Here is a 19,369-nt window from a genome sequence, read left to right as displayed (position 1 = left end):
GGAAATGGAGCGGCTGGAAGCGAAGCCGGAAACCACCGTGGAGAACACCGAGGAAACCACCGAGGGAACCACGGAGGAAGCCAAGGCTGCGGCTTAGTAGTACGGGCGGTTTTACTACTGTTTCTACTACTTCCCATAGCAAAGACGTGAGGGGTTATGAGAGGAAACGTGAGTATCTTCCACTATCGAAAATGCCGGAAAAGCCCGGAGTGATGGGCTATACCGGCATATAAGAACTTCTAAAGAGATAATCGAAAATCTATCAAACTATTCAACTTATAGTTCGTGTACGGTGGCTGATAAAAATTGTAAAGTGTAGCATGAAAGGAGGCATATTGTAGTGAATCAAATTGATACAGGAAGATTTATTGCAAGTTGCAGAAAAGAAAAAGGGTTGACGCAGGCACAATTAGCAGAAAAGTTAAATATTACTGACAGGGCTGTTTCAAAATGGGAAACAGGAAAATGTATGCCTGACTCATCTATCATGCTGGAACTTTGCAATATCTTAGATGTTACAGTCAATGAACTATTAAGTGGAGAGAGGATAGAAATGAATAATTACGAAGAAAAAGTCAATGAAAATCTCATTGAGTTTAAGAAAAAAGATGAGAATAACATGAATAAGAATACCATAATTTCAACAATATACACAATTGCTATGGTAATTGGTATTCTCGTATGTTGCATATGTGATATTGCTATTTCGGGAACATTGACATGGTCACTTATTGTGCTTAGTTCTATATTGGTCACATGGATAGCATCTTTTCCTGTTATATTGTTGGGAAAGAAAGGGGTGTTAGTGGCGATGATTGCTATTAGTATCCTAATTGTACCTTTTATGTACACATTAAGTATTTTGATAAAAGTCAATGGGATATTCAGCATCGGCACAATTATGTCAATTATTTCACTTGTATTTCTGTGGATAGTTTATGTTTTATATTATCGACTTAAAGAACGAAAACTATTGGCAACAGGAATTACATTTTTGTTTGCAATCCCATTTACGATTTTGATAAACGGTACATTGTCAAAAATGATTGGAGAGCCTGTGATTGATATTTGGGATATATTATCTGTATTTATTTTGTTGATTGTAGCAGTTGCTTTTATTATTGGTGATTATGCACGAAAAAATGGTTATGTAAGATAAATCCCAGTTTGTAGAACTCATTCACAACTAAATAACCGCTACCCTCACAGTAGCACCACCGAGCAGGAAATCCCGAAACGGACTTCCTGCTTTTCTTATGCCCGAAATCAGAAAGGAGATTGTAACCATGACAGACATTGAAGAAAAGATTGCAAAAGCCGAGGAAGAAATCCGGCAGTTGCAAAACAGAAAGCGGAAACTTCTCAATCAGAAAAAGGACGCAGAACGCAGGGCGAGGACACACCGCCTTATTGAGCGTGGGGCGATACTGGAAAGCCTGTTGGAGAAGCCGGAGCAGTACAGCAACGAGCAGATAAAGGGCTTGTTGGAGATTGCTTTTCAGACCGCACAGGCACAGGAGCATTTACGGAAAATCGGGGAAGAAAACGGGGAGAATTAAATCTCCCTTGCTTAACAAGGGCGCACTTATACACCTTTACAGGTGTGTGCGCTCTGCCGAGGGCTTGTATCAGCGTTCCGCTGATACAGGGGAGCTACACTCCCCTACGGGGATTTCATTCCCTACCCCTTGTGTACTTCACGCCAGACGATACCCTGCTTTGCAGTCTATCGTCTGCCATGAAGTCTGAATATACCGCCCGAAAGGAGGTTGACAGCGTGGCGATATATCATTGCAGTATTAAGATAATCAGCAGAGGGAAAGGCAAGTCAGCCGTTGCCGCCGCTTACCGAAGCGGAGAAACCCTCACAAACCACTATGACGGCGTTACCCATGACTTTACGAGGAAAGGCGGTATCGTGCATACGGAAATCCTCTTGCCGCCCCATGCGCCGCCGGATTTTGCAGACCGTTCTATCCTTTGGAACAGCGTGGAGAAAATGCAAACCGCTATCTTGCGGCGCAGGACAGACCAGAGCGCATAGACCACCGTTCCTATAAGCGGCAAGGCATAGAGCAGATACCTACCGTCCACATGGGCGTTGCCGCCACCCAAATGGAGCGCAGAGGGATTGTGACGGAGAAAGGCGAGCATAACAGAGAGATACGGGAGCAAAACCGACTGTTAAAGGAAGTCAAACGCCGGATTGCCGCCCTCACAGCATGGATAAAAGAAAAGGCTTCACAGGCAAAGGAAAATCAATCGGTCAATCCTTTCCCTTCCGTTCCTATCCCTTCCGAGCGTCCAGAACAGCCGCTTACCCTTTTAGAATTGCTTGACCGAGCCTACACAGAAGCCGCCAAGCCGCAAAGCCGGTACGGGAAAATCCAAGACTTGAAGTTGTACGCAAAGGCGTTTCAATTCTTGCAGAGCAGGAATATCACTACCCTTGTGCAGTTGCAGGAAGTTGTGTCGGATATGAAAAAGCGGTACTGGAATACCAATGGGGAAATCAAACAGACGGAAAAGCTACTCCATGAGCGCAAGGAACTGATAAGCCAAGCCGAGAAATATCTGGAACACCGCCCCACCTACAAGGCGTATATGCAGACCAAGCCCAAGAAGCAGGACGCATTTTTTGAGAGCCACCGAGCCGCATTGATTTTGTACCAAAGTGCCGAGCGTTATCTCAAAGAGCATTTAGGGAAAGACAATGTGCCGAAGCTGAAAGCATGGAAAGCCGAAGTTGCCGACCTTACCCAAAAGAAAAGCCGCTTGTACGGCAGTTTGCAGACCTTGAAAGCGGAGGTACAGGAAGCCGAAGCGGTCAAGAAGTGCGTGGAACAGGCGGTACAGCCGGAACAGACCAGAGCCAAGACGCAGAACAAGCGGCGTGATATGGAATTGTGATTGCGCCGAAGAAATGGTATAATAGCAATAACGAAAATCAAGAAAATTTTTCTATTTGTGGAGGTAGGGAAAATGAAAATGAAAAATCCTATGTTGGTGGTAACCGATATAGATAAATCAGTCGAGTTTTATAAAAAGATTTTTGGACTTCATGTGATTATGGATTTTGGAGCGAATAAAACTCTAACAGGCGGTTTGGCTTTGCAGACAGTTGAAACCTATAAAGACTTTATCGGGAAAAGCGATATTTCTTTTGGTGGCAATAACTTTGAAATTTACTTTGAAGAAGATAATTTTGATGAATTTGCGGATAAGCTGAAAGAATGTGATGTTGAATATGTCCACCCTATTGTAGAACATTCATGGGGACAGCGTGTTGTTCGTTTCTATGACCCGGATAAACATATTATCGAAGTTGGCGAGAACATGAAAATAGTATGCAAGCGTTTCTTAAACAGTGGAATGACACCAGAACAAGTAGCAGAACGCATGGACGTACCCATGAAATTTGTCAATGCCTGTATGCGTTAAATACCAGCTTGTAGAACAGAGAAAATTGGAATTTGAGGAGGATTTTGTAATGAATGATTTTTGGCTTTTAGTTTTGATTGTTGTGCTTCTTTTAGGTGGAGGCTGTTCACTGGCTGGTACTTTTTGGAGTAGAAAGTATTGGCAGGACAGAAAAAATAAAAAGAATGAAACGGATAAAGATAAACAATAAATCCCTGTTTGTCACTTTGAAAATGCCTTGTATTGTTACGCAGTAGGCGGCTTCAAAATCGCAAAGACGATATTTTATACCTTTGCCCTCAAAAATGGGCTTCTATTGCGTAACACAGCCATTGAAAACTGAATAACCGCTACCCTCACAGTAGCACTACCGAGCAGGAAATCTTGAAAAGGACTTCCTGCTTTTTCTTTTGCCAAAATCAGAAAGGAGAGCCTATGCAAGAAAACACTCAAACAGCCATTAAGACCACCGCCGCCCAAGGCTCAGTATCTTCCTCACATTTTTCTTCTTTCTCCGGTCTTCTGGCCGGATTTCGTCAGTCTCTTCCGGCTCCCAGCATTTCTTGCGACGACAACCAGTTACGCATGGCGTGAAATGCAGCTTTTCACAACATCCAAAGCCTGCTCAACTGTCATATAGGAAAATAATTCGCCGTTTATGGTAAGATTAGGGCCGTCCTTACAGCGCTTCATACAATTCTGGGTAGTGAAGTAAATCTGTTTGTCCCGGGAAAATCCGTCCTTTCCTATCTGAAGCTCCTTTTTCAAAGCCTGAAGAACAGATAAATTCCCTCTCTTGCCACAGCGCCCGCCTTCACAGACAACCAACTTATACTTATAGTCCTCAAGTTTTAAATGAGCGGAAAATTTCACGAGGCAGGCAAGGACAGAAGCCTTGATCCCCAGAACCTCTGCCGCTTCTGAAAGAAGCTTCGGCGACAAGGCTCCGAACGTCTCCTGTAATTCTGTAAGCATGGCTGTATACATCTCCTGGGTTCTTGGCTGACTCTGGTAATAGCGGTATATTTCTTTTTTAATTTCTTCCTGGCTTTTAGCTGTCATAATCCCTTTCACCTCCCTGTATTTCATATTTTTCCCGAAATGTACGGATAACATCCGATAAATGAATCTCATTCATTCGTTTTTCTGCTTCCTGTTGGATCTCATCATAATAATCCTGCAGTGCATATTGTATGTACACACCTACATGGCATTCCGGATTTGTATGGGTATCCAGATGCAGAAGTGGCTTTGTTCCTTCTACCGCCCGGTAAACATCCAGCAGAGTGATTTCCTCCGGTTTACGATCTAAGCATGGTTTTGCCTGTCCCCGGCGGCTCTGAATCAATCCTGCAGCCTTCAGCTTCGCCATCAGCTGCCGCACATAAGCCGGATTAGTCTGAATACTTGCGGCTATTTCTGTACTGGTCAATGTAATTTGATTGCTTAGTTCTATAAATACCATAATGTGAACCGCATCACTTAATTTTGTAGAATATTTCATTATCACAATTTCCTCCTGATATATATTCAAAATATCTTACTTTCAAAAAATTACATATTATGTTTCGTTTCATTCGTTGTAATTCAAAAAATAACACACCCACAGGTGGTTGTCAAACATGTCACTACCAGTTTCTGCGTCACTGTCTATTTTTTATTTCACTCTTCTATTTTCTTTTAAAATCATCTTGCAATTTTATAATTTACATGTTATTCTTTTGATGTAATTTTAAAAATAACAAATATATTTATGCAGAAATATACAAATTCTTGAGACGTACAGGATTTTATGCGGAAAGGACGGTCAGTCTATGACTCTTTATGAAACTCTGGTTACCCAAACACAAATGAACTATTCCAGATATTACCACGTATATGCTTCAGGAAGCACCCCGGTAAAGCTGAGCGAAAAAACGCCGCTTCCATATCAGAAACAGATTCAGGAATTTGCCCGGCAGGTGAATGAGGCCGACTGTATCATCATCGGAGGCGCTTCCGGGCTGTCGGCTTCCGGCGGCGGAGATTTCTATTATGATGATACACCTTCCTATCGAGAGCATTTTGGAAAATTTGCGGAGAAATATGGTTTCAAAGGTGCCTTTGCCGGAATGGCTCATCCCTTTGACACCCGTGGCGAATTTTGGGGCTACCTGGTAACGTTTCTTCATACCACACAGCATGCCCCTATCCGGGAACCTTACCTGGATTTGGACGCCATTTTGAAAGGGAAAGACTTTTTCATTCTGACTACCAATCAGGACACGCAGTTTGTAAAAATCTACCCGGAAGATAAGGTCAGCCAGATTCAGGGAGACCACCGTTTCTTCCAGTGTTCCAAAGCATGCTGTGATGAAACCTGGGATGCCCTGGAACCCGTGGAAAAAATGTTCCAGGCCATGGGGGAAGGTACCAGCGTTCCCGAAGAAATGATTCCCCGCTGCCCTCACTGCGGCGCTGAAGCCTTTCCCTGGGTGCGGGGTTACGGCAACTTCATGCAAGGCACGAAGTACGAAGAACAATATCAGAAAATTTCCGATTACATCCAGAAAAACAGCACAAAAAAGCTCCTTCTCATTGAACTTGGTGTGGGAAGAATGACCCCGATGTTTATCCAGGAGCCCTTTTGGAGCCTGACCTGCAGCCTGCCGGATACCCGATATATTTCCGTCAACGCCCAGTATGCTTTCCTGCCCCGACAGATTGAGGATAAGGGCGTAGCAATCCAGGGGGACATTGCCGCAGTTTTGAAAGATGTAAGAGCTGAAATGGAAAAGGAGGAAATACGGAAATGAAAGAACTGAAACAAATCGCAGAAAAAATCAGAGAGGCAGATGCTGTTTTAGTCGGGGCAAGCAACGGTCTGTCCATCACGGAAGGACTTCATTTGTTTGCCGCTGATGAAGCTTTCCAAAACCTGTTCGGCGACCTGAAAGTAAAGTACGGCCTGCGCTGCATCCTTCATGGAATGGGCGCCCAGTGGCCCACGGAAGAAGAAAAATGGGGCTTCTGGAGCCGTCTGGTCCATCATTACTGCAGCGGTTACACTTCTACTCCGGTGATGCAGAATCTAAAATCCATTGTTGGTAAAAAAGATTACTTTATTGTCACCAGCAATGGCGAATGCCATTTCGAAATGTCCGGATTTGCACCGGAGAAAAAATATGAAGTAGAAGGTAACTGGCTCACCATGCAGTGCGCGAATCCTTGTCATGGCAAAATTTATCCGGCCTTTGATAAACTGGAAGAAATGGCGGCCGAAGAGCAGGGCGGCAAAATTCCTTCCCATCTGCTTCCCCGCTGCCCCAGATGCGGGGGTCCTATGGAAATCCATATGGCCGGAGGCTCCTGGTTTCTTGAGGATTCAGACGCAAAGCAGAATTTCCACACATTTTTAGAAAAGTATCATAACAAAAAGGTCGTGGTACTGGAGTTGGGAATTGGTCCCCGCAACCAGCTCATCAAAGCTCCTTTGATGCGTCTGGTCGCCCAGGAGCCAGAATACACCTATGTAACCATCAATCTTGGAGAACTGCTTATTCCCGACCAGATTCAGTCAAAATCCTTTGGTTTGGATGGCTACTTGGATCCTATTTTGTCCCAGCTTAAGGATGTGTGTCAGTCATAACCCTGCCGTCACCGCGTCTTATTTAACATGTTCTGCATCTTTAAGCCTCCTCAGCAATACATCACCTGCAGTAACCGCATCCTCTATCGTCAGATAATGGTCTGCGCTTTTATCTACCAGGAGTTTACCTGTAGCCGGAAATTCCTCATCTTCCATCCAGAGATTTAAAAGGAACGGATAACGCGGAAACAATAGAAGTTCTGCACTTAAATCTGCTCTTCCATTTACAATTCTGGCTCCCAGAGTGTCTAAAATTCCCTTTAGCTCTTCCACATCTTTTCCCTTCAGGAATTTCCCTAATTCTATGTCTGCTGTGCGGTCAAATCCTGTCCCCCTGATCAATCCATCTTTTAGATTTCCGAAAGTCACCCACTCTCCGGATACCGGCGTTCCGTCCGCTATTTCAAGGTAATGCAGCAGCAGAAGCGTATGCCATGGCTCCAATTCCTCTCGAAGTTCCCAGGAAGGGTATGCAATCTGTATTTTCTGTCCCAGACTCTCCAGTTCCAGAAATCCTTGCTCTCTCTTTAATAATACATCTGCTTTTTCAGCTATTTGTTCAATGGACTTTCCCTGAAGCCTTTCTACTGCAGCTTTTTTCATTTCCTGGAAAGCTCTGTTTCCAGAATTGCTTTGTACTTTTATTTTTACCATATCTTCTCCCTTCGGTTCTAATAGCGCTACCCATTGGACACAATATACGTCATGTTCTCGGCCGAAATTTATTTCCACTATAAACTGCCTCAAACCTAAAAGAATCTCCGTCTGAAGCAGGTCAGCACAAACGAGCAAAATAAGCGTACCACTATTTCTAATGATACGCTTATAATCATTCAGATATAAACATCAATAGGCAAATCCCTGTGAATGTTTCTTATTTTCCCGATTCAGATTTCAGGGATTTCCGGAACAATCTTACACTTAAAAATTGTCATAGGGTCAATATCAATACATTCATATTCATTACGGTTTCCTGCCACATCCCATGCAACAGTCCCGTTCAGGACGGTCAATGTGTTTCTAAATGTAGTTTCATCCTCAATTTTCCGAAAAACCCCCCCCTGTTTTATCAAGGGTGCAACATCAAATTCTCTCACGCTGCCATCGCTCAGATAAGCATACACCATATAGTTTTTACCTGCTACAGCCTGATATATCTCCGGGTAGAAACGGACATCGAGTTTATTATTACTCATACGATTCACCTCTTTATTAAACTAACGGGTTTATTCTGTTCAGCGGCTTATTATCCTTTGACAATTCCCAATTCTGCATTAATTCGTCTTTATGAATTTCTGCCCATGCAAGCACAAACTTTAACTGCCGTCTCGGCAAATATCCCTCGCTGACTATCCCTTCTTCAATTAATACTATTGCTTTATTATTTCCATATTCAGCATGAAAATGTGGTGGGTTGTGGTCGCTCCAATACATCGTAATGCGTATTCCATAAAACAAACTGATTTCAGGCATTGGTTGATTCCATCTCCTTTTATTTTTAAATACCTCTTTGTCTCTTCTTCATTATTTAGTCACATTATAACACTTGTTTTAGTTATAAGCCAGAAAAACTATTGGCATTCTATCTGTTTTTGCAATACAGTAACCATGTCCTTTGGGCGAACAGGGCGAACAACACTTCTACCCGTCCGACAAAAACAAATAATCGACTGTCTTCCCAGCTCTTGTACTCTTTACGCGCCAGATGCAGACTGCCGCAGGCAGTCAAATTCCATATGCATCTGGTGGCATCCATAGCGGAGCGTTTTTTATGTAATAGGAAATCCAACGGAATTTCCTATTACATAAAAAACAAGACCTCATACTATGGTTTCCCATAATACAAGGTCTTTATTTTATATTTCAGGGCAAGTTAAGTTCTCGCTGAACTGTGTTGCCTTTTCATATTACAGAGTTGAATTATCTCTGCGCAATTGCTGCCTGCGCAGCTGCCAGGCGGGCAATCGGTACACGGAATGGTGAGCAGGATACATAGTCCAGACCAATCTTGTTGCAGAATTCAACAGAAGAAGGATCTCCGCCGTGCTCTCCACAGATTCCCACGTGCAGATTCGGATTTACAGGCTTACCTAATTTGATAGCCATTTCCATTAACTTACCAACGCCAACCTGATCCAGTTTTGCAAATGGATCGTTTTCAAAGATCTTAGCATCGTAGTAAGCTTCCAGGAATTTTCCTGCATCGTCACGGGAGAAGCCGTAAGTCATCTGTGTCAGGTCGTTGGTACCGAAGCAGAAGAAGTCAGCTTCTTTTGCGATTTCATCTGCAGTTAAAGCTGCTCTTGGAATCTCGATCATAGTACCTACTTCATATTTCAGTTCAACGCCTGCTGCTGCGATTTCTGCATCTGCAGTCTCAACAACTACGCTCTTAACATATTTTAATTCTTTAATGTCGCCTACCAGCGGAATCATGATTTCCGGGCAAACATTCCAGTCAGCATGTGCTTTCTGTACATTGATGGCAGCGCGGATAACAGCTTTTGTCTGCATCTTTGCAATTTCCGGATAAGTAACTGCCAGACGGCATCCACGATGACCCATCATCGGGTTGAATTCATGTAAAGAATCAATGATTGCTTTGATCTGATCTACCGTTTTGCCCTGTGCATCTGCCAGTTTCTGAATGTCCTCTTCCTCTGTAGGAACAAATTCATGAAGAGGCGGATCCAGGAAACGGATAGTAACCGGGTTACCTTCCAGAGCTTCATACAGTTTCTCAAAGTCTCCCTGCTGTACCGGAAGAATCTTATCCAGAGCTGCTTCTCTCTCTTCTACTGTATCAGCGCAGATCATCTCGCGGAATGCGTCGATTCTGTCACCTTCAAAGAACATATGCTCGGTACGGCACAGACCGATACCTTCTGCTCCCAGTTCACGTGCTTTCTTAGCATCTGCAGGAGTATCTGCATTGGTTCTTACTTTCATGGTTCTGTATTTGTCAGCCCATCCCATAATTCTTTCGAATTCGCCGGCAATCTTAGCATCTACTGTAGCGATAACGCCGTCATAGATGTTACCTGTGGAACCGTCAATGGAAATCCAGTCTCCCTCATGGTATTCCTTGCCTGCAAGAACGAACTTCTTGTTTTCTTCATCCATGGTAATGTCAGAGCATCCGGATACACAGCAGATACCCATACCACGAGCAACAACGGCTGCGTGAGAAGTCATACCGCCACGTACAGTCAGAATACCCTGAGCTGCTTTCATACCTTCAATATCTTCCGGAGAAGTTTCCAGACGTACAAGTACGACTTTCTCTCCTCTTGATGCCCATTCTTTTGCATCTTCTGCGGAGAATACAACTTTACCGCAGGCTGCTCCCGGAGAAGCTCCAAGTGCCTTTGCTGCCGGAGTTGCTGCTTTTAAAGCTGCAGCGTCAAACTGAGGATGCAGTAAGGTATCCAGGTTTCTCGGATCGATCATTGCAACTGCTTCTTCCTCGGTTCTCATTCCTTCGTCTACCAGATCGCAGGCGATCTTCAGAGCTGCCTTTGCAGTTCTCTTACCGTTACGTGTCTGCAGCATGTACAGTTTGCCGTGTTCTACGGTAAATTCCATATCCTGCATATCTCTGTAGTGGTTTTCCAGTTTCTTGCAGACTCCCTTAAACTGTTCGAATGCTTCCGGGAATTTCTGCTCCATTTCGGAAATGTGCATTGGTGTACGAACACCTGCAACAACGTCTTCACCCTGTGCATTTGTAAGGAATTCTCCGAACAGACCGTTTTCGCCGGTAGCCGGATCTCTTGTAAATGCAACACCGGTACCACAGTCGTCTCCCATGTTACCAAATGCCATCATCTGAACGTTTACGGCAGTTCCCCAGGAATATGGGATGTCGTTGTCACGACGGTATACGTTTGCACGCGGGTTGTCCCAGGAACGGAATACAGCTTTTACAGCTTCCATCAGCTGTACTTTCGGATCAGACGGGAAGTCTTCACCGATTTTTGCTTTGTATTCTGCTTTAAACTGTTCAGCAAGGCTCTTCAGATCGTCAGCAGTAAGCTCAACGTCCAGAGTAACTCCTTTTTCAGCTTTCATTTTATCAATTAATTCTTCAAAGTATTTCTTGCCGACTTCCATTACTACATCAGAGAACATCTGGATGAATCTTCTGTAGCAGTCCCATGCCCAACGGGGATTTCCGGACTTTTCAGCCAATACTTCTACAACTTCTTCATTCAGTCCAAGATTCAGAATGGTATCCATCATACCCGGCATAGAAGCTCTTGCACCGGAACGAACAGACACAAGCAGAGGATTTTCTTTGTCACCGAATTTTTTGCCGGTGATTTCTTCCATCTTTGTAATTGCATCCATGATCTGATCCATGATTTCATCATTGATCTTTCTTCCGTCCTCATAATACTGGGTGCATGCTTCGGTAGTAATTGTGAATCCCTGAGGTACCGGAAGGCCTAAATTGGTCATCTCTGCCAGGTTCGCACCCTTACCGCCAAGCAGGTTTCTCATATCGGCATTGCCTTCTTTAAATAAGTAAACCCATTTTGCCATTTTACATTTCCTCCTGATTTGTACTTTTACACATAGCACTTATTTTACGCACACATTTATTGTAAATTTTTCTCACTTAATAGTCAAGGGGAAAATTGGCAAAACATGATTGTACAGGAAAAAAAGCACCCCGGATGTTTCAAACCGCCGTCCGGATAAACCGAAACGGCGGTGTGCGTACAATTTCTTAAATTTATCTTCCCTTTTTCCTTAATACCAGATGTCTTGGAAGACCATTTACCATTATCGGCTGGTAATCTCCCTGAATCAGCGGTTTAATGTAATCAATGAAGTCTTTTGTTACATAGTTGCCTTCTTTATTCATCCAGTTTCTGGGCACCAGTTTCTCTTCGTTGGCGATTCGGTGTACATCGTAGATTCCCGTAGCGCTCATATAAGGATCATCAGAAACACGGTCAATAACTACCATCTTTCCGGTATCTCCTTCGTCAGCCGCCTTTACTGCTGCTCCTCCAACCATGAATGCTTCGTCTATATCCACCCGGGAGGCCATATGAGAAGCGCTTCTCTGAAGTGTGGAAAGTTCCACAGCTCTTGTCTTGCATCCGCATTCTCCAGCCAGGAAGTTGGCAAGGTAAGTAGCCGTTCCCTGAAGCTGCTTATGTCCGAAAGCGTCTACATAATCTCCCACATTTCCAAGTTCGCATACATACCGGCCGTCCGCCAGTTTGATTCCTTCTGAAACAGCGATAACGATGGATGATTTCTTTTTCTGCAGTTCTTTCACCTTGCTTAAGAACTTGTCAATATCAAAGGGCACTTCCGGCAGATAAATCAAATCCGGTCCTTCGCAGTCTTCTGACTTTGCCAATGCCGTTGCGCCTGTGAGCCATCCTGCATTTCTTCCCATGATTTCCATAATGGTAATCATATTTTTCTTATAGGTCAGACCGTGAGCGTCCCGGATAACTTCTTTCGTGGAAGCGCCGATATATTTGGCCGCACTTCCGAATCCAGGTGTATGATCGGTCAGAGCCAGGTCATTGTCGATGGTTTTGGGCACACCCAAAAACTTCTGAGACTGTCCCGTAAGAATGGCATAATCCGACAGTTTCTTAATGGTATCCATAGAATCGTTTCCGCCGATATAAATGAAGGCTTCAATGCTTAATTTATTCAGAATTTCAAAAATCTTCTCGTAAATATTTCTGTCTTCATGTATCTCCGGAAGCTTAAAACGGCAGGAGCCTAAAAAAGCTGACGGCGTTCTTTTTAACAGTTCAATATCCAGTTCAGAATGTATCTGCGTAGAAAGATCCACATACTGTTCATCCAGTAAACCCTGAACTCCGTGAAGCATGCCGTAAACTTTATCAAATCCTCTTTCGATTGCATTCTTGTATACGCCGGCGAGACTGGAGTTAATTACTGATGTGGGGCCTCCTGACTGTCCCACGATGATGTTGCGTTTTTTCGCCATAATTGTTCATCCCCCTTTGATAAATTGCTGTAACTTTAACCATTATAGCAAATTTTCCTGATAAGCACAAGTTTTAATTGTCTGATATACCCTTAATTCCTTCCATTTTTTTACTTTTTTCGTTCTTTTTGCACAAATCAAAACTTTTTTCTTCAAAACCTTGTAAGCTCCCGGACTGCAGATGATGGCAGTTTACAAAAATCCGCCGGGTCTTCAGCCCGGCGGATTCTCTTCTTAAAATGTAAATTTTTCTTCGAAATAAGCTTTTAAATCTTCAATTTTGATTCTTTCCTGTTCCATGGTATCTCTGTCACGAACGGTAACTGCCCCGTCGGTTTCCGAATCAAAATCGTAAGTGATGCAGAATGGGGTTCCAATCTCATCCTGTCTGCGGTAACGTTTTCCAATATTTCCTCTGTCATCAAACTCACAGTTATACTTCTTAGACAGCTCTTCGTAAATCTTCATTGCCGGCTCGGAAAGTTTCTTTGAAAGAGGCAGAACGCCAATTTTCACAGGAGCTAATACCGGATGGAAATGAAGTACCGTACGTACGTCGTTTTTCTCTGCGTCCAGCACTTCTTCATCATAAGCGCTGCATAAAAATGCCAGAACCATACGATCGGCGCCCAGGGAAGGTTCAATTACGTAAGGAATGTACTTCTCTTTCTTTTCATCATCGAAATAACTTAAATCCTGGCCGGATACTTCCTGATGCTGAGATAAGTCATAGTCTGTACGGTCAGCAATGCCCCACAGTTCTCCCCAGCCGAAGGGGAATAAGAATTCCACGTCTGTGGTTGCCTTGCTGTAGAAGCTCAATTCCTCTTTCTCATGATCCCGGTAACGTACTTCATCCTCTTTCAGTCCCAGAGCGCTGAGCCAGTCCAGACAGAATTTCTTCCAGTAAGCAAACCATTCCAGATCGGTTCCCGGTTCACAGAAGAATTCCAGTTCCATCTGTTCAAACTCGCGGGTACGGAACGTAAAGTTGCCCGGCGTAATCTCGTTACGGAAAGACTTTCCTATCTGTCCGATTCCGAAAGGAATCTTCTTTCTGGAGGTTCTCTGGACATTTTTAAAGTTTACAAAGATTCCCTGCGCCGTTTCCGGTCTTAAATATACTGTATTCTTTGCATCTTCTGTAACGCCCTGGAAAGTTTTAAACATCAGGTTAAACTGACGGATGTCTGTGAAATTATGCTTTCCGCAGGTAGGACAGGGAATCTGATGTTCTTCAATAAAGTTTGTCATTTTCTCCTGGCTCCAGGCATCCACGGATTCCTCCAGTGTAATCCCTTTTTCCATACAGAAGTCTTCAATAATCTTGTCTGCGCGGAACCGTTCATGGCATTCCCGGCAGTCCATAAGGGGATCGGAAAATCCGCCCAAATGACCGGAAGCCACCCAGGTCTGCGGGTTCATTAAAATTGCACAGTCCACGCCTACATTATAGGGGGACTCCTGAATAAATTTCTGCCACCATGCACGTTTTACATTATTTTTTAACTCAACGCCCAGATTACCATAATCCCAGGTATTTGCAAGGCCGCCGTAAATCTCAGAACCCGGATATACAAAACCTCTTGCTTTTGCCAAAGCAACGATTTTATCCATTGTTTTTTCCATTGTCGCTCTCTCCTAATCTATTGGTTTTCCGCCTTTTCAGGCTATCTTCATTATTATAACTGTCCTGTCTGAATTTTTCAACTTGAAATCTTCTTTAAATTCCCGTCCCGCAGATAATCTTTAAAATTTCAAGGCTTTTTAATTTTTTATCTATCTGTCTGGAAAAATAGACACCCACCAGTTTTTTTAAGCCTTCCAGAACTTCCTGTTTCACTGTAAAAGAATACAGCTTCGTAAGAGGTACTCCTGCTATGTACTGCAAGGCGTAAATTACGGAAGGCAGAACCGGTCTGGCATCTGCGACCTGCCGGGCACAGGATCTGCATAACATCCCGTGGCTGTTCTGGGAGAAAAACTGCAGCTCCTCCTGTTGCTGACAGGAAACACACTGATAAATCTCCGGATACTCTCCCTGAATGACCAGAACCCTAAATTCAAAGGTATAACGGATAAGGGGATTCTCTATCTGCGGATTTAAGAGGGCTTTCAGACTGACATATAAAAGATTGATCATCTCAATCTCGTTATTCCCCTCTCTCCCGTAATAATCCGCCACCTCCAGAAAGTAGAAGCCATAGTAGACTTCCGGCTGCGCTCCCGCAATTTCCGTAAAATGACTGGTAACCGAAACCTGGTTAAGATTATAGCTGCTCCTCCCTTCGTATAAGGTAAAGCTGCCAAATACAAAGGGATTGGCCGCCGCCAGATAAGGGCTGTTGGGTCTGCGGGCTCCCTTGGCGAAAACCGAAATTTTTCCCCGCTCTTTTGTCAGAAGAACCAGCCTCTTATCGTATTCGCCTATGGGCATGGCAGACAGAACCACACCCTGGACTGTAATTAAATCACTCATGCTTTCTCATCATATCCGAAATTTTTTATTAAGAAATCGCTGTCTCTCCAGTCTTTTTTTACTTTTACCCAAAGTTTCAGATTTACCTGGCATTCCAGCATCCTCTCCAGCTCGAACCGGGCGTTGCTTCCGATTTTTTTCAGCATGGCGCCCTGTTTTCCAATAATAATTCCTTTATGAGAATCCCGTTCGCAGATAATTGTGGCGTCTATGTCCATCAGTTTCCCATGCTTCCTGGCATGCATGGTATCAATCGCCACCGCAATGCCGTGGGGAATTTCCGCATCCAGGGCATGAAGGGCCTTTTCCCGGATAATTTCCGCTGCAATCTGCCGCTGGGGCTGATCGGTCACCGTATCCTCATCATAATACATAGGGCCGTAGGGAAGATACTTAAAAATGCAGGCCGGAATATCCTGGGTATTATTTCCCCGTAAAGCGGAACAGGGAATAATTTCGTCAAAGGGATAAAGCTCTTTATAAGTATCAATGGCTTTCGCAATTTCTTCCCTGGATACCGTGTCAGTTTTGTTAATAATTAAGATTACAGGGAGATGAAGCCCTCCTAACTGTTCTGCAATATGACGCTCTCCTGCTCCGATGTAGGTGGTAGGCTCCACCAGCCATAAGATCACATCCACTTCTTTGAGAGTCCTTTCTGCGACCTTTACCATATATTCTCCCAGCTTATTCTTTGCCTTATGAATTCCCGGCGTATCCAGAAAAACAATCTGCCCCTCGCCGGAAGTATAAACCGTCTGAATGCGATTTCTGGTGGTCTGGGGTTTCTTGGAGGTAATTGCAATCTTCTGTCCAATCAGATAATTCATCAGCGTGGATTTACCCACGTTTGGTCTGCCGATAATTGCAGCAAAACCGGATTTAAATGTTGCCTGTTCTTCCATCATTTCTCACTTTCCTGTATTAATGCATCAGATTTTTCACTTCTTTAAACAGTTCTTTTTCCTGTTCTATGGCGCTTTCGCTTCCCACCACGCAGATATGATGCTGGCTTAACACACTTTCCACCAAACCTGCAAGATTCCGGATGTCTTCAGGCGTGGCATTTAAGATCTCATCTCTTTCTCTTTGCAGGGTCTCCTCAGTCGTCCCGCTGAAATATGCTACCGTGGAAAGATCTCCTTTCATTTTCGGTGTTTTCGGAGTATCTTTTCCGCTGATCGTTCCGATGATATATTTGGTCATTTCCCTCTCGTCTGCCTGGAAGTTCCGTATATATTCCGGAATTTTTTCAAAGGTCTCAAGGGTCTGCTTTAAGTTGGGATCCCGGTAAGAAACAAAGAAACTGTCCCCGGTCCGTTTAAAACCGTTCATACACCCGTAGGCTCCGCCCTTTACTCTCAGATTCATCCAGAGATAATCATATCCCAGAATGATCTTTAATATATCCAGGGCGCCGGTGTAAGAATATCCGGCCTTTCTGAAGTTTCCTACCTGAGCCACATACTGAACCTGTCCTGAAGTTTTCAGGCCCTCGTTTTTCACCTGCAGATCTTTTACAAGGTTTCCCTTTTCCGTCTCTTCTGTATGAAGATTGTTACGCAGCTCTTCTGCCAGTTTCAGTACGGTATCTTTCGATTCTTTTTCCCCGGTATAGCTGACCCGGAAATTTTCCGGACGGAAAATCATTCTTGTTAATTCTTTCAGATTCTGTATAATCTCATCCTTTTTATTCTCAAATTCCGCCTCCAGTTCTTCGAGGGACCAGAAATACTCCACTCCGCCAATTTCATCCTGAAATTTGGCCATGGAGGACTCATAGGAGGACGCGCGCAGGACTGCTGTAGAATGCCCGTTGCCTGTCAGGCTTGTCTGGGCTCTGGATTTCGTCTGGGCAATAATTTCATATAGGCGTTTTTCCTGATCCATATTAGAAGTAAACACAATCTCATGGACCATCTGAAACAGAAACGGAATTTTCGAATACAGCGCTTTTCCACGAATTCCGAACATGGCCGTAAATTCTCCCGGTGTCTGTGAATTTTCATACGCTTCAATTCCGCAGATAATGCCTCCCGTATTTGCATTGATCTCATTAAACAGCTCTCCGTAAGTATAATTCTGCGTATCCACATAGGCGAGCACAGATTTTAACAATCCAAGGTAAGGAACCAGCCGCTGAGGAATCCGGGACAAATCAAACAGCAGGCTTACGTATCCGATTCCATTGGTGCAGACATCATGGTATAAAAACAGGTTCTCTCCAAAATAGATTTCCTCATTGCAGAAACCACCCGCCTTTCTTTCGATGTCGCTGCGCTTCAGCATGGGGATACAGTTGAGGTTCTCAGGATTTTCTTCCGCCTCCTGGTACTCTCTCAGCTTTCTGGTACAATCTACAATGGCCTGACGCTCCTCTTCGCTTAAGGACTCTTTCCATTGGGCGAGCTTTGTCTCTACTTCTTTTTCTCTAATCTGGGCCAGTCCTTTCTGAGGCTTTAATGTCAGAATGGATCCATGGGCGTTGTTTAATAAATACTTCTCCACTACTGACTCAAAATAGCCTTCTGAGAGATTTTCTTTCAGTTCCCTGAAAACCTCCAACCTCTCTACCATGGCGAAAGGATTTTCCTCATCGTAAATCCAACTGCTTAAAATATCCAGTCCGAACATCAGTCCTTTGGGATAAGAGGCAAAGTCTGCCTCCCGATAACGGAATTCCATGTAGTTGATTCCGGCCTCCACAGCCTTTGGATCGATGCCTTCTTCAACGATCTTTCTTAATGCCTCTTCGATCACTGCGATAAAGCGTCCCCTGTCTTCTTCATTGGCTCCTTTGGCAACAATGGTAAAATAGGGCTGATAGATTCCGTCATCGTAAGCGCCATAAATATCTTTTCCGATCTTTGCATCCAGCAGAGCCTTTTTCAAAGGTGCGCCCGGTGCGCTCAGCAAAGCATAGTCCAGTATTTCAAAAGCCGTACACAGCTTATAATCCAGAGCGTTTCCCGCCACCACATTATAGGAAAGATAGGTATTGTCCTTCTCGCTTTCCCCTTCGGAAATCGGGTAAAACAGCACAGATTCTTTCTTTTTCTCAAAAGGTTTCTGTTCCTGAATCCGGGAAGCTTCTCTCACTTCAGGATTTTCTTCAAATCTGGACAGATACTCTTTATCCAGGAATTCCAGTTTCTGTACCATGTCCATATTTCCATACAGATAGATATAACTGTTGGACGGATGGTAGTAAGCTCTGTGGAAATTTAAAAATCCTTCGTAGGTCAGATCCGGAATGCAGGCCGGATCTCCGCCGGATTCACAGCCGTACGTGGTATCCGGAAACAGAGAATTCATGACTTCCCTCTCTAAAACGTCATCCGAAGAAGAAAACACACCTTTCATTTCATTATAGACTACCCCATTGTAGCTGATGGGAGCGTCTGTGGACTCCATCTGATAACTCCATCCTTCCTGCCGGAAAATTTCCTCCTTTTGATAAATATTGGGGAAAAATACGGCATCCAGATAAACATGCATCAGATTCTGGAAATCCTGCTCATTGCAGCTTGCCACAGGATATGTGGTTTTATCCGGATAGGTCATAGCATTTAAAAACGTATTTAAAGATCCCTTCACCAGTTCCACAAAAGGATCTTTCAGAGGGAACTTTTCCGAACCGCATAAAACACTGTGTTCCAGTATATGGGCAACGCCTGTGCTGTCAGAAGGCGGGGTTCGAAAAGCAATGTTAAACACCTTATTTTCATCCTCATTTTCAATCAGCATAACCCTTGCCCCGGATTTTTTATGACGCAGCAGGTAGCCCTGGGAATGAATGTCTGTCAGATCTTTTTTCTGTATCAATTCGTAAGCAGTCACTTCGTTAATTTTCATT

At 43.9% G+C, this 19,369-nt stretch carries 19 protein-coding genes; 8 read left to right on the top strand and 11 right to left on the bottom strand.

The window, feature by feature from the left end; genetic code table 11:
* The first annotated feature begins 340 nt into the window (after nt 1-340).
* The 6 genes from B5F53_RS13560 (at nt 341) to B5F53_RS20130 (ending at nt 3,631) form a co-directional block, all read left to right on the top strand.
* The gene (locus B5F53_RS13560; protein WP_087224292.1) at nt 341-1,159 is read left to right on the top strand and encodes a helix-turn-helix domain-containing protein; all 819 of its coding nucleotides are present in this window, start codon (nt 341-343) and stop codon (nt 1,157-1,159) included.
* Nucleotides 1,160-1,286: 127 nt separating this feature from the next.
* Entirely contained in the window at nt 1,287-1,559 is a 273-nt protein-coding gene (locus B5F53_RS13555; RefSeq protein WP_242970322.1) for a DUF3847 domain-containing protein, read from the top strand.
* A gap of 218 nt (nt 1,560-1,777) precedes the next feature.
* The gene (locus B5F53_RS20370; protein WP_242970321.1) at nt 1,778-2,044 is read left to right on the top strand and encodes a MobA/MobL family protein; all 267 of its coding nucleotides are present in this window, start codon (nt 1,778-1,780) and stop codon (nt 2,042-2,044) included.
* Nucleotides 1,981-2,910, top strand: a complete 930-nt coding sequence (locus B5F53_RS13550; RefSeq protein WP_242970320.1) for a MobA/MobL family protein — start codon at nt 1,981-1,983, stop codon at nt 2,908-2,910. Before B5F53_RS20370 ends, B5F53_RS13550 begins: the two co-directional genes overlap by 64 nt.
* 72 nt (nt 2,911-2,982) lie before the next feature.
* Nucleotides 2,983-3,441 (top strand): VOC family protein, encoded by a 459-nt coding sequence (locus B5F53_RS13545; RefSeq protein ID WP_087224288.1) that lies wholly within the window; start codon nt 2,983-2,985, stop codon nt 3,439-3,441.
* A gap of 49 nt (nt 3,442-3,490) precedes the next feature.
* Nucleotides 3,491-3,631 carry a hypothetical protein gene (locus tag B5F53_RS20130; protein ID WP_204246939.1) on the top strand — a complete coding sequence of 47 codons (141 nt, stop codon included), beginning with the start codon at nt 3,491-3,493 and terminating at the stop codon, nt 3,629-3,631.
* Nucleotides 3,632-3,999: 368 nt separating this feature from the next.
* On the opposite strand, the gene B5F53_RS13540 is transcribed toward B5F53_RS20130, so the two are convergent.
* On the bottom strand, nt 4,000-4,482 hold the full coding sequence (locus tag B5F53_RS13540) for an NADH-quinone oxidoreductase subunit NuoE family protein (protein ID WP_162610611.1): 483 nt from the start codon (nt 4,480-4,482) through the stop codon (nt 4,000-4,002).
* Nucleotides 4,472-4,924 (bottom strand): Rrf2 family transcriptional regulator, encoded by a 453-nt coding sequence (locus tag B5F53_RS13535; RefSeq protein ID WP_087224284.1) that lies wholly within the window; start codon nt 4,922-4,924, stop codon nt 4,472-4,474. Before B5F53_RS13535 ends, B5F53_RS13540 begins: the two co-directional genes overlap by 11 nt.
* Before the next feature lie 310 nt (nt 4,925-5,234).
* On the opposite strand from B5F53_RS13535, the gene B5F53_RS13530 reads away from it, so the two are divergent.
* Both B5F53_RS13530 and B5F53_RS13525 read left to right on the top strand, forming a co-directional pair.
* The gene (locus B5F53_RS13530) at nt 5,235-6,215 is read left to right on the top strand and encodes an NAD-dependent protein deacetylase (protein WP_087224282.1); all 981 of its coding nucleotides are present in this window, start codon (nt 5,235-5,237) and stop codon (nt 6,213-6,215) included.
* On the top strand, nt 6,212-7,048 hold the full coding sequence (locus B5F53_RS13525; protein WP_242970319.1) for an NAD-dependent protein deacetylase, SIR2 family: 837 nt from the start codon (nt 6,212-6,214) through the stop codon (nt 7,046-7,048). Before B5F53_RS13530 ends, B5F53_RS13525 begins: the two co-directional genes overlap by 4 nt.
* A gap of 18 nt (nt 7,049-7,066) precedes the next feature.
* Here B5F53_RS13525 and B5F53_RS13520 read toward each other — a convergent pair whose 3' ends face one another.
* The 9 genes from B5F53_RS13520 to B5F53_RS13480 all read right to left on the bottom strand — a co-directional run bounded on the left by B5F53_RS13520 (nt 7,067) and on the right by B5F53_RS13480 (nt 19,368).
* Nucleotides 7,067-7,702 carry a DUF3786 domain-containing protein gene (locus tag B5F53_RS13520; protein WP_087224280.1) on the bottom strand — a complete coding sequence of 212 codons (636 nt, stop codon included), beginning with the start codon at nt 7,700-7,702 and terminating at the stop codon, nt 7,067-7,069.
* Nucleotides 7,703-7,935: 233 nt separating this feature from the next.
* Nucleotides 7,936-8,244: a DUF2442 domain-containing protein gene (locus tag B5F53_RS13515; protein ID WP_087224278.1), complete on the bottom strand. Its 309-nt coding sequence runs from the start codon at nt 8,242-8,244 to the stop codon at nt 7,936-7,938.
* Between the two features lie 16 nt (nt 8,245-8,260).
* The gene (locus B5F53_RS13510) at nt 8,261-8,521 is read right to left on the bottom strand and encodes a DUF4160 domain-containing protein (RefSeq protein ID WP_087224276.1); all 261 of its coding nucleotides are present in this window, start codon (nt 8,519-8,521) and stop codon (nt 8,261-8,263) included.
* A gap of 447 nt (nt 8,522-8,968) precedes the next feature.
* A complete protein-coding gene (gene ppdK / locus B5F53_RS13505; RefSeq protein ID WP_087224274.1) occupies nt 8,969-11,593 on the bottom strand; it encodes a pyruvate, phosphate dikinase in 2,625 nt (874 codons plus the stop codon).
* Between the two features lie 193 nt (nt 11,594-11,786).
* A complete protein-coding gene (locus B5F53_RS13500) occupies nt 11,787-13,034 on the bottom strand; it encodes a 6-phosphofructokinase (RefSeq protein ID WP_087224272.1) in 1,248 nt (415 codons plus the stop codon).
* Nucleotides 13,035-13,268: 234 nt separating this feature from the next.
* Nucleotides 13,269-14,663, bottom strand: a complete 1,395-nt coding sequence (locus B5F53_RS13495) for a glycine--tRNA ligase (RefSeq protein ID WP_087224270.1) — start codon at nt 14,661-14,663, stop codon at nt 13,269-13,271.
* Between the two features lie 94 nt (nt 14,664-14,757).
* Nucleotides 14,758-15,513, bottom strand: coding sequence for a DNA repair protein RecO (gene recO / locus B5F53_RS13490; RefSeq protein ID WP_087224269.1), 756 nt, complete (start codon nt 15,511-15,513; stop codon nt 14,758-14,760).
* Complete coding sequence (era, locus tag B5F53_RS13485; protein WP_330396208.1) at nt 15,510-16,421, bottom strand: GTPase Era; 912 nt, start codon at nt 16,419-16,421, stop codon at nt 15,510-15,512. The genes recO and era overlap by 4 nt, the downstream gene beginning before the upstream one ends.
* 16 nt (nt 16,422-16,437) lie before the next feature.
* On the bottom strand, nt 16,438-19,368 hold the full coding sequence (locus B5F53_RS13480; RefSeq protein ID WP_087224267.1) for an insulinase family protein: 2,931 nt from the start codon (nt 19,366-19,368) through the stop codon (nt 16,438-16,440).
* Between the last annotated feature and the right edge of the window lies 1 nt (nt 19,369).

It is taken from the genome of Blautia sp. An249, assembly GCF_002159835.1.
GTDB classification, from domain to species: domain Bacteria; phylum Bacillota; class Clostridia; order Lachnospirales; family Lachnospiraceae; genus Blautia_A; species Blautia_A avistercoris.
This window is presented reverse-complemented; position numbering and strand designations above follow the sequence as displayed.

Bases quoted from the DNA above. Each gene is read 5' to 3' on its own strand.
- B5F53_RS20130 (WP_204246939.1), top strand. From the start codon at position 3,491: ATGAATGATTTTTGGCTTTTAGTTTTGATTGTTGTGCTTCTTTTAGGT.
- ppdK (WP_087224274.1), bottom strand. From the start codon at position 11,593: ATGGCAAAATGGGTTTACTTATTTAAAGAAGGCAATGCCGATATGAGA.
- B5F53_RS13545 (WP_087224288.1), top strand. From the start codon at position 2,983: ATGAAAATGAAAAATCCTATGTTGGTGGTAACCGATATAGATAAATCA.
- B5F53_RS13510 (WP_087224276.1), bottom strand. From the start codon at position 8,521: ATGCCTGAAATCAGTTTGTTTTATGGAATACGCATTACGATGTATTGG.
- B5F53_RS13495 (WP_087224270.1), bottom strand. From the start codon at position 14,663: ATGGAAAAAACAATGGATAAAATCGTTGCTTTGGCAAAAGCAAGAGGT.
- B5F53_RS13535 (WP_087224284.1), bottom strand. From the start codon at position 4,924: ATGAAATATTCTACAAAATTAAGTGATGCGGTTCACATTATGGTATTT.
- B5F53_RS13515 (WP_087224278.1), bottom strand. From the start codon at position 8,244: ATGAGTAATAATAAACTCGATGTCCGTTTCTACCCGGAGATATATCAG.
- B5F53_RS13525 (WP_242970319.1), top strand. From the start codon at position 6,212: ATGAAAGAACTGAAACAAATCGCAGAAAAAATCAGAGAGGCAGATGCT.
- B5F53_RS13480 (WP_087224267.1), bottom strand. From the start codon at position 19,368: ATGAAAATTAACGAAGTGACTGCTTACGAATTGATACAGAAAAAAGAT.
- B5F53_RS13520 (WP_087224280.1), bottom strand. From the start codon at position 7,702: ATGGTAAAAATAAAAGTACAAAGCAATTCTGGAAACAGAGCTTTCCAG.
- era (WP_330396208.1), bottom strand. From the start codon at position 16,421: ATGATGGAAGAACAGGCAACATTTAAATCCGGTTTTGCTGCAATTATC.
- B5F53_RS13555 (WP_242970322.1), top strand. From the start codon at position 1,287: ATGACAGACATTGAAGAAAAGATTGCAAAAGCCGAGGAAGAAATCCGG.
- B5F53_RS13540 (WP_162610611.1), bottom strand. From the start codon at position 4,482: ATGACAGCTAAAAGCCAGGAAGAAATTAAAAAAGAAATATACCGCTAT.
- B5F53_RS13500 (WP_087224272.1), bottom strand. From the start codon at position 13,034: ATGGCGAAAAAACGCAACATCATCGTGGGACAGTCAGGAGGCCCCACA.
- recO (WP_087224269.1), bottom strand. From the start codon at position 15,513: ATGAGTGATTTAATTACAGTCCAGGGTGTGGTTCTGTCTGCCATGCCC.
- B5F53_RS13530 (WP_087224282.1), top strand. From the start codon at position 5,235: ATGACTCTTTATGAAACTCTGGTTACCCAAACACAAATGAACTATTCC.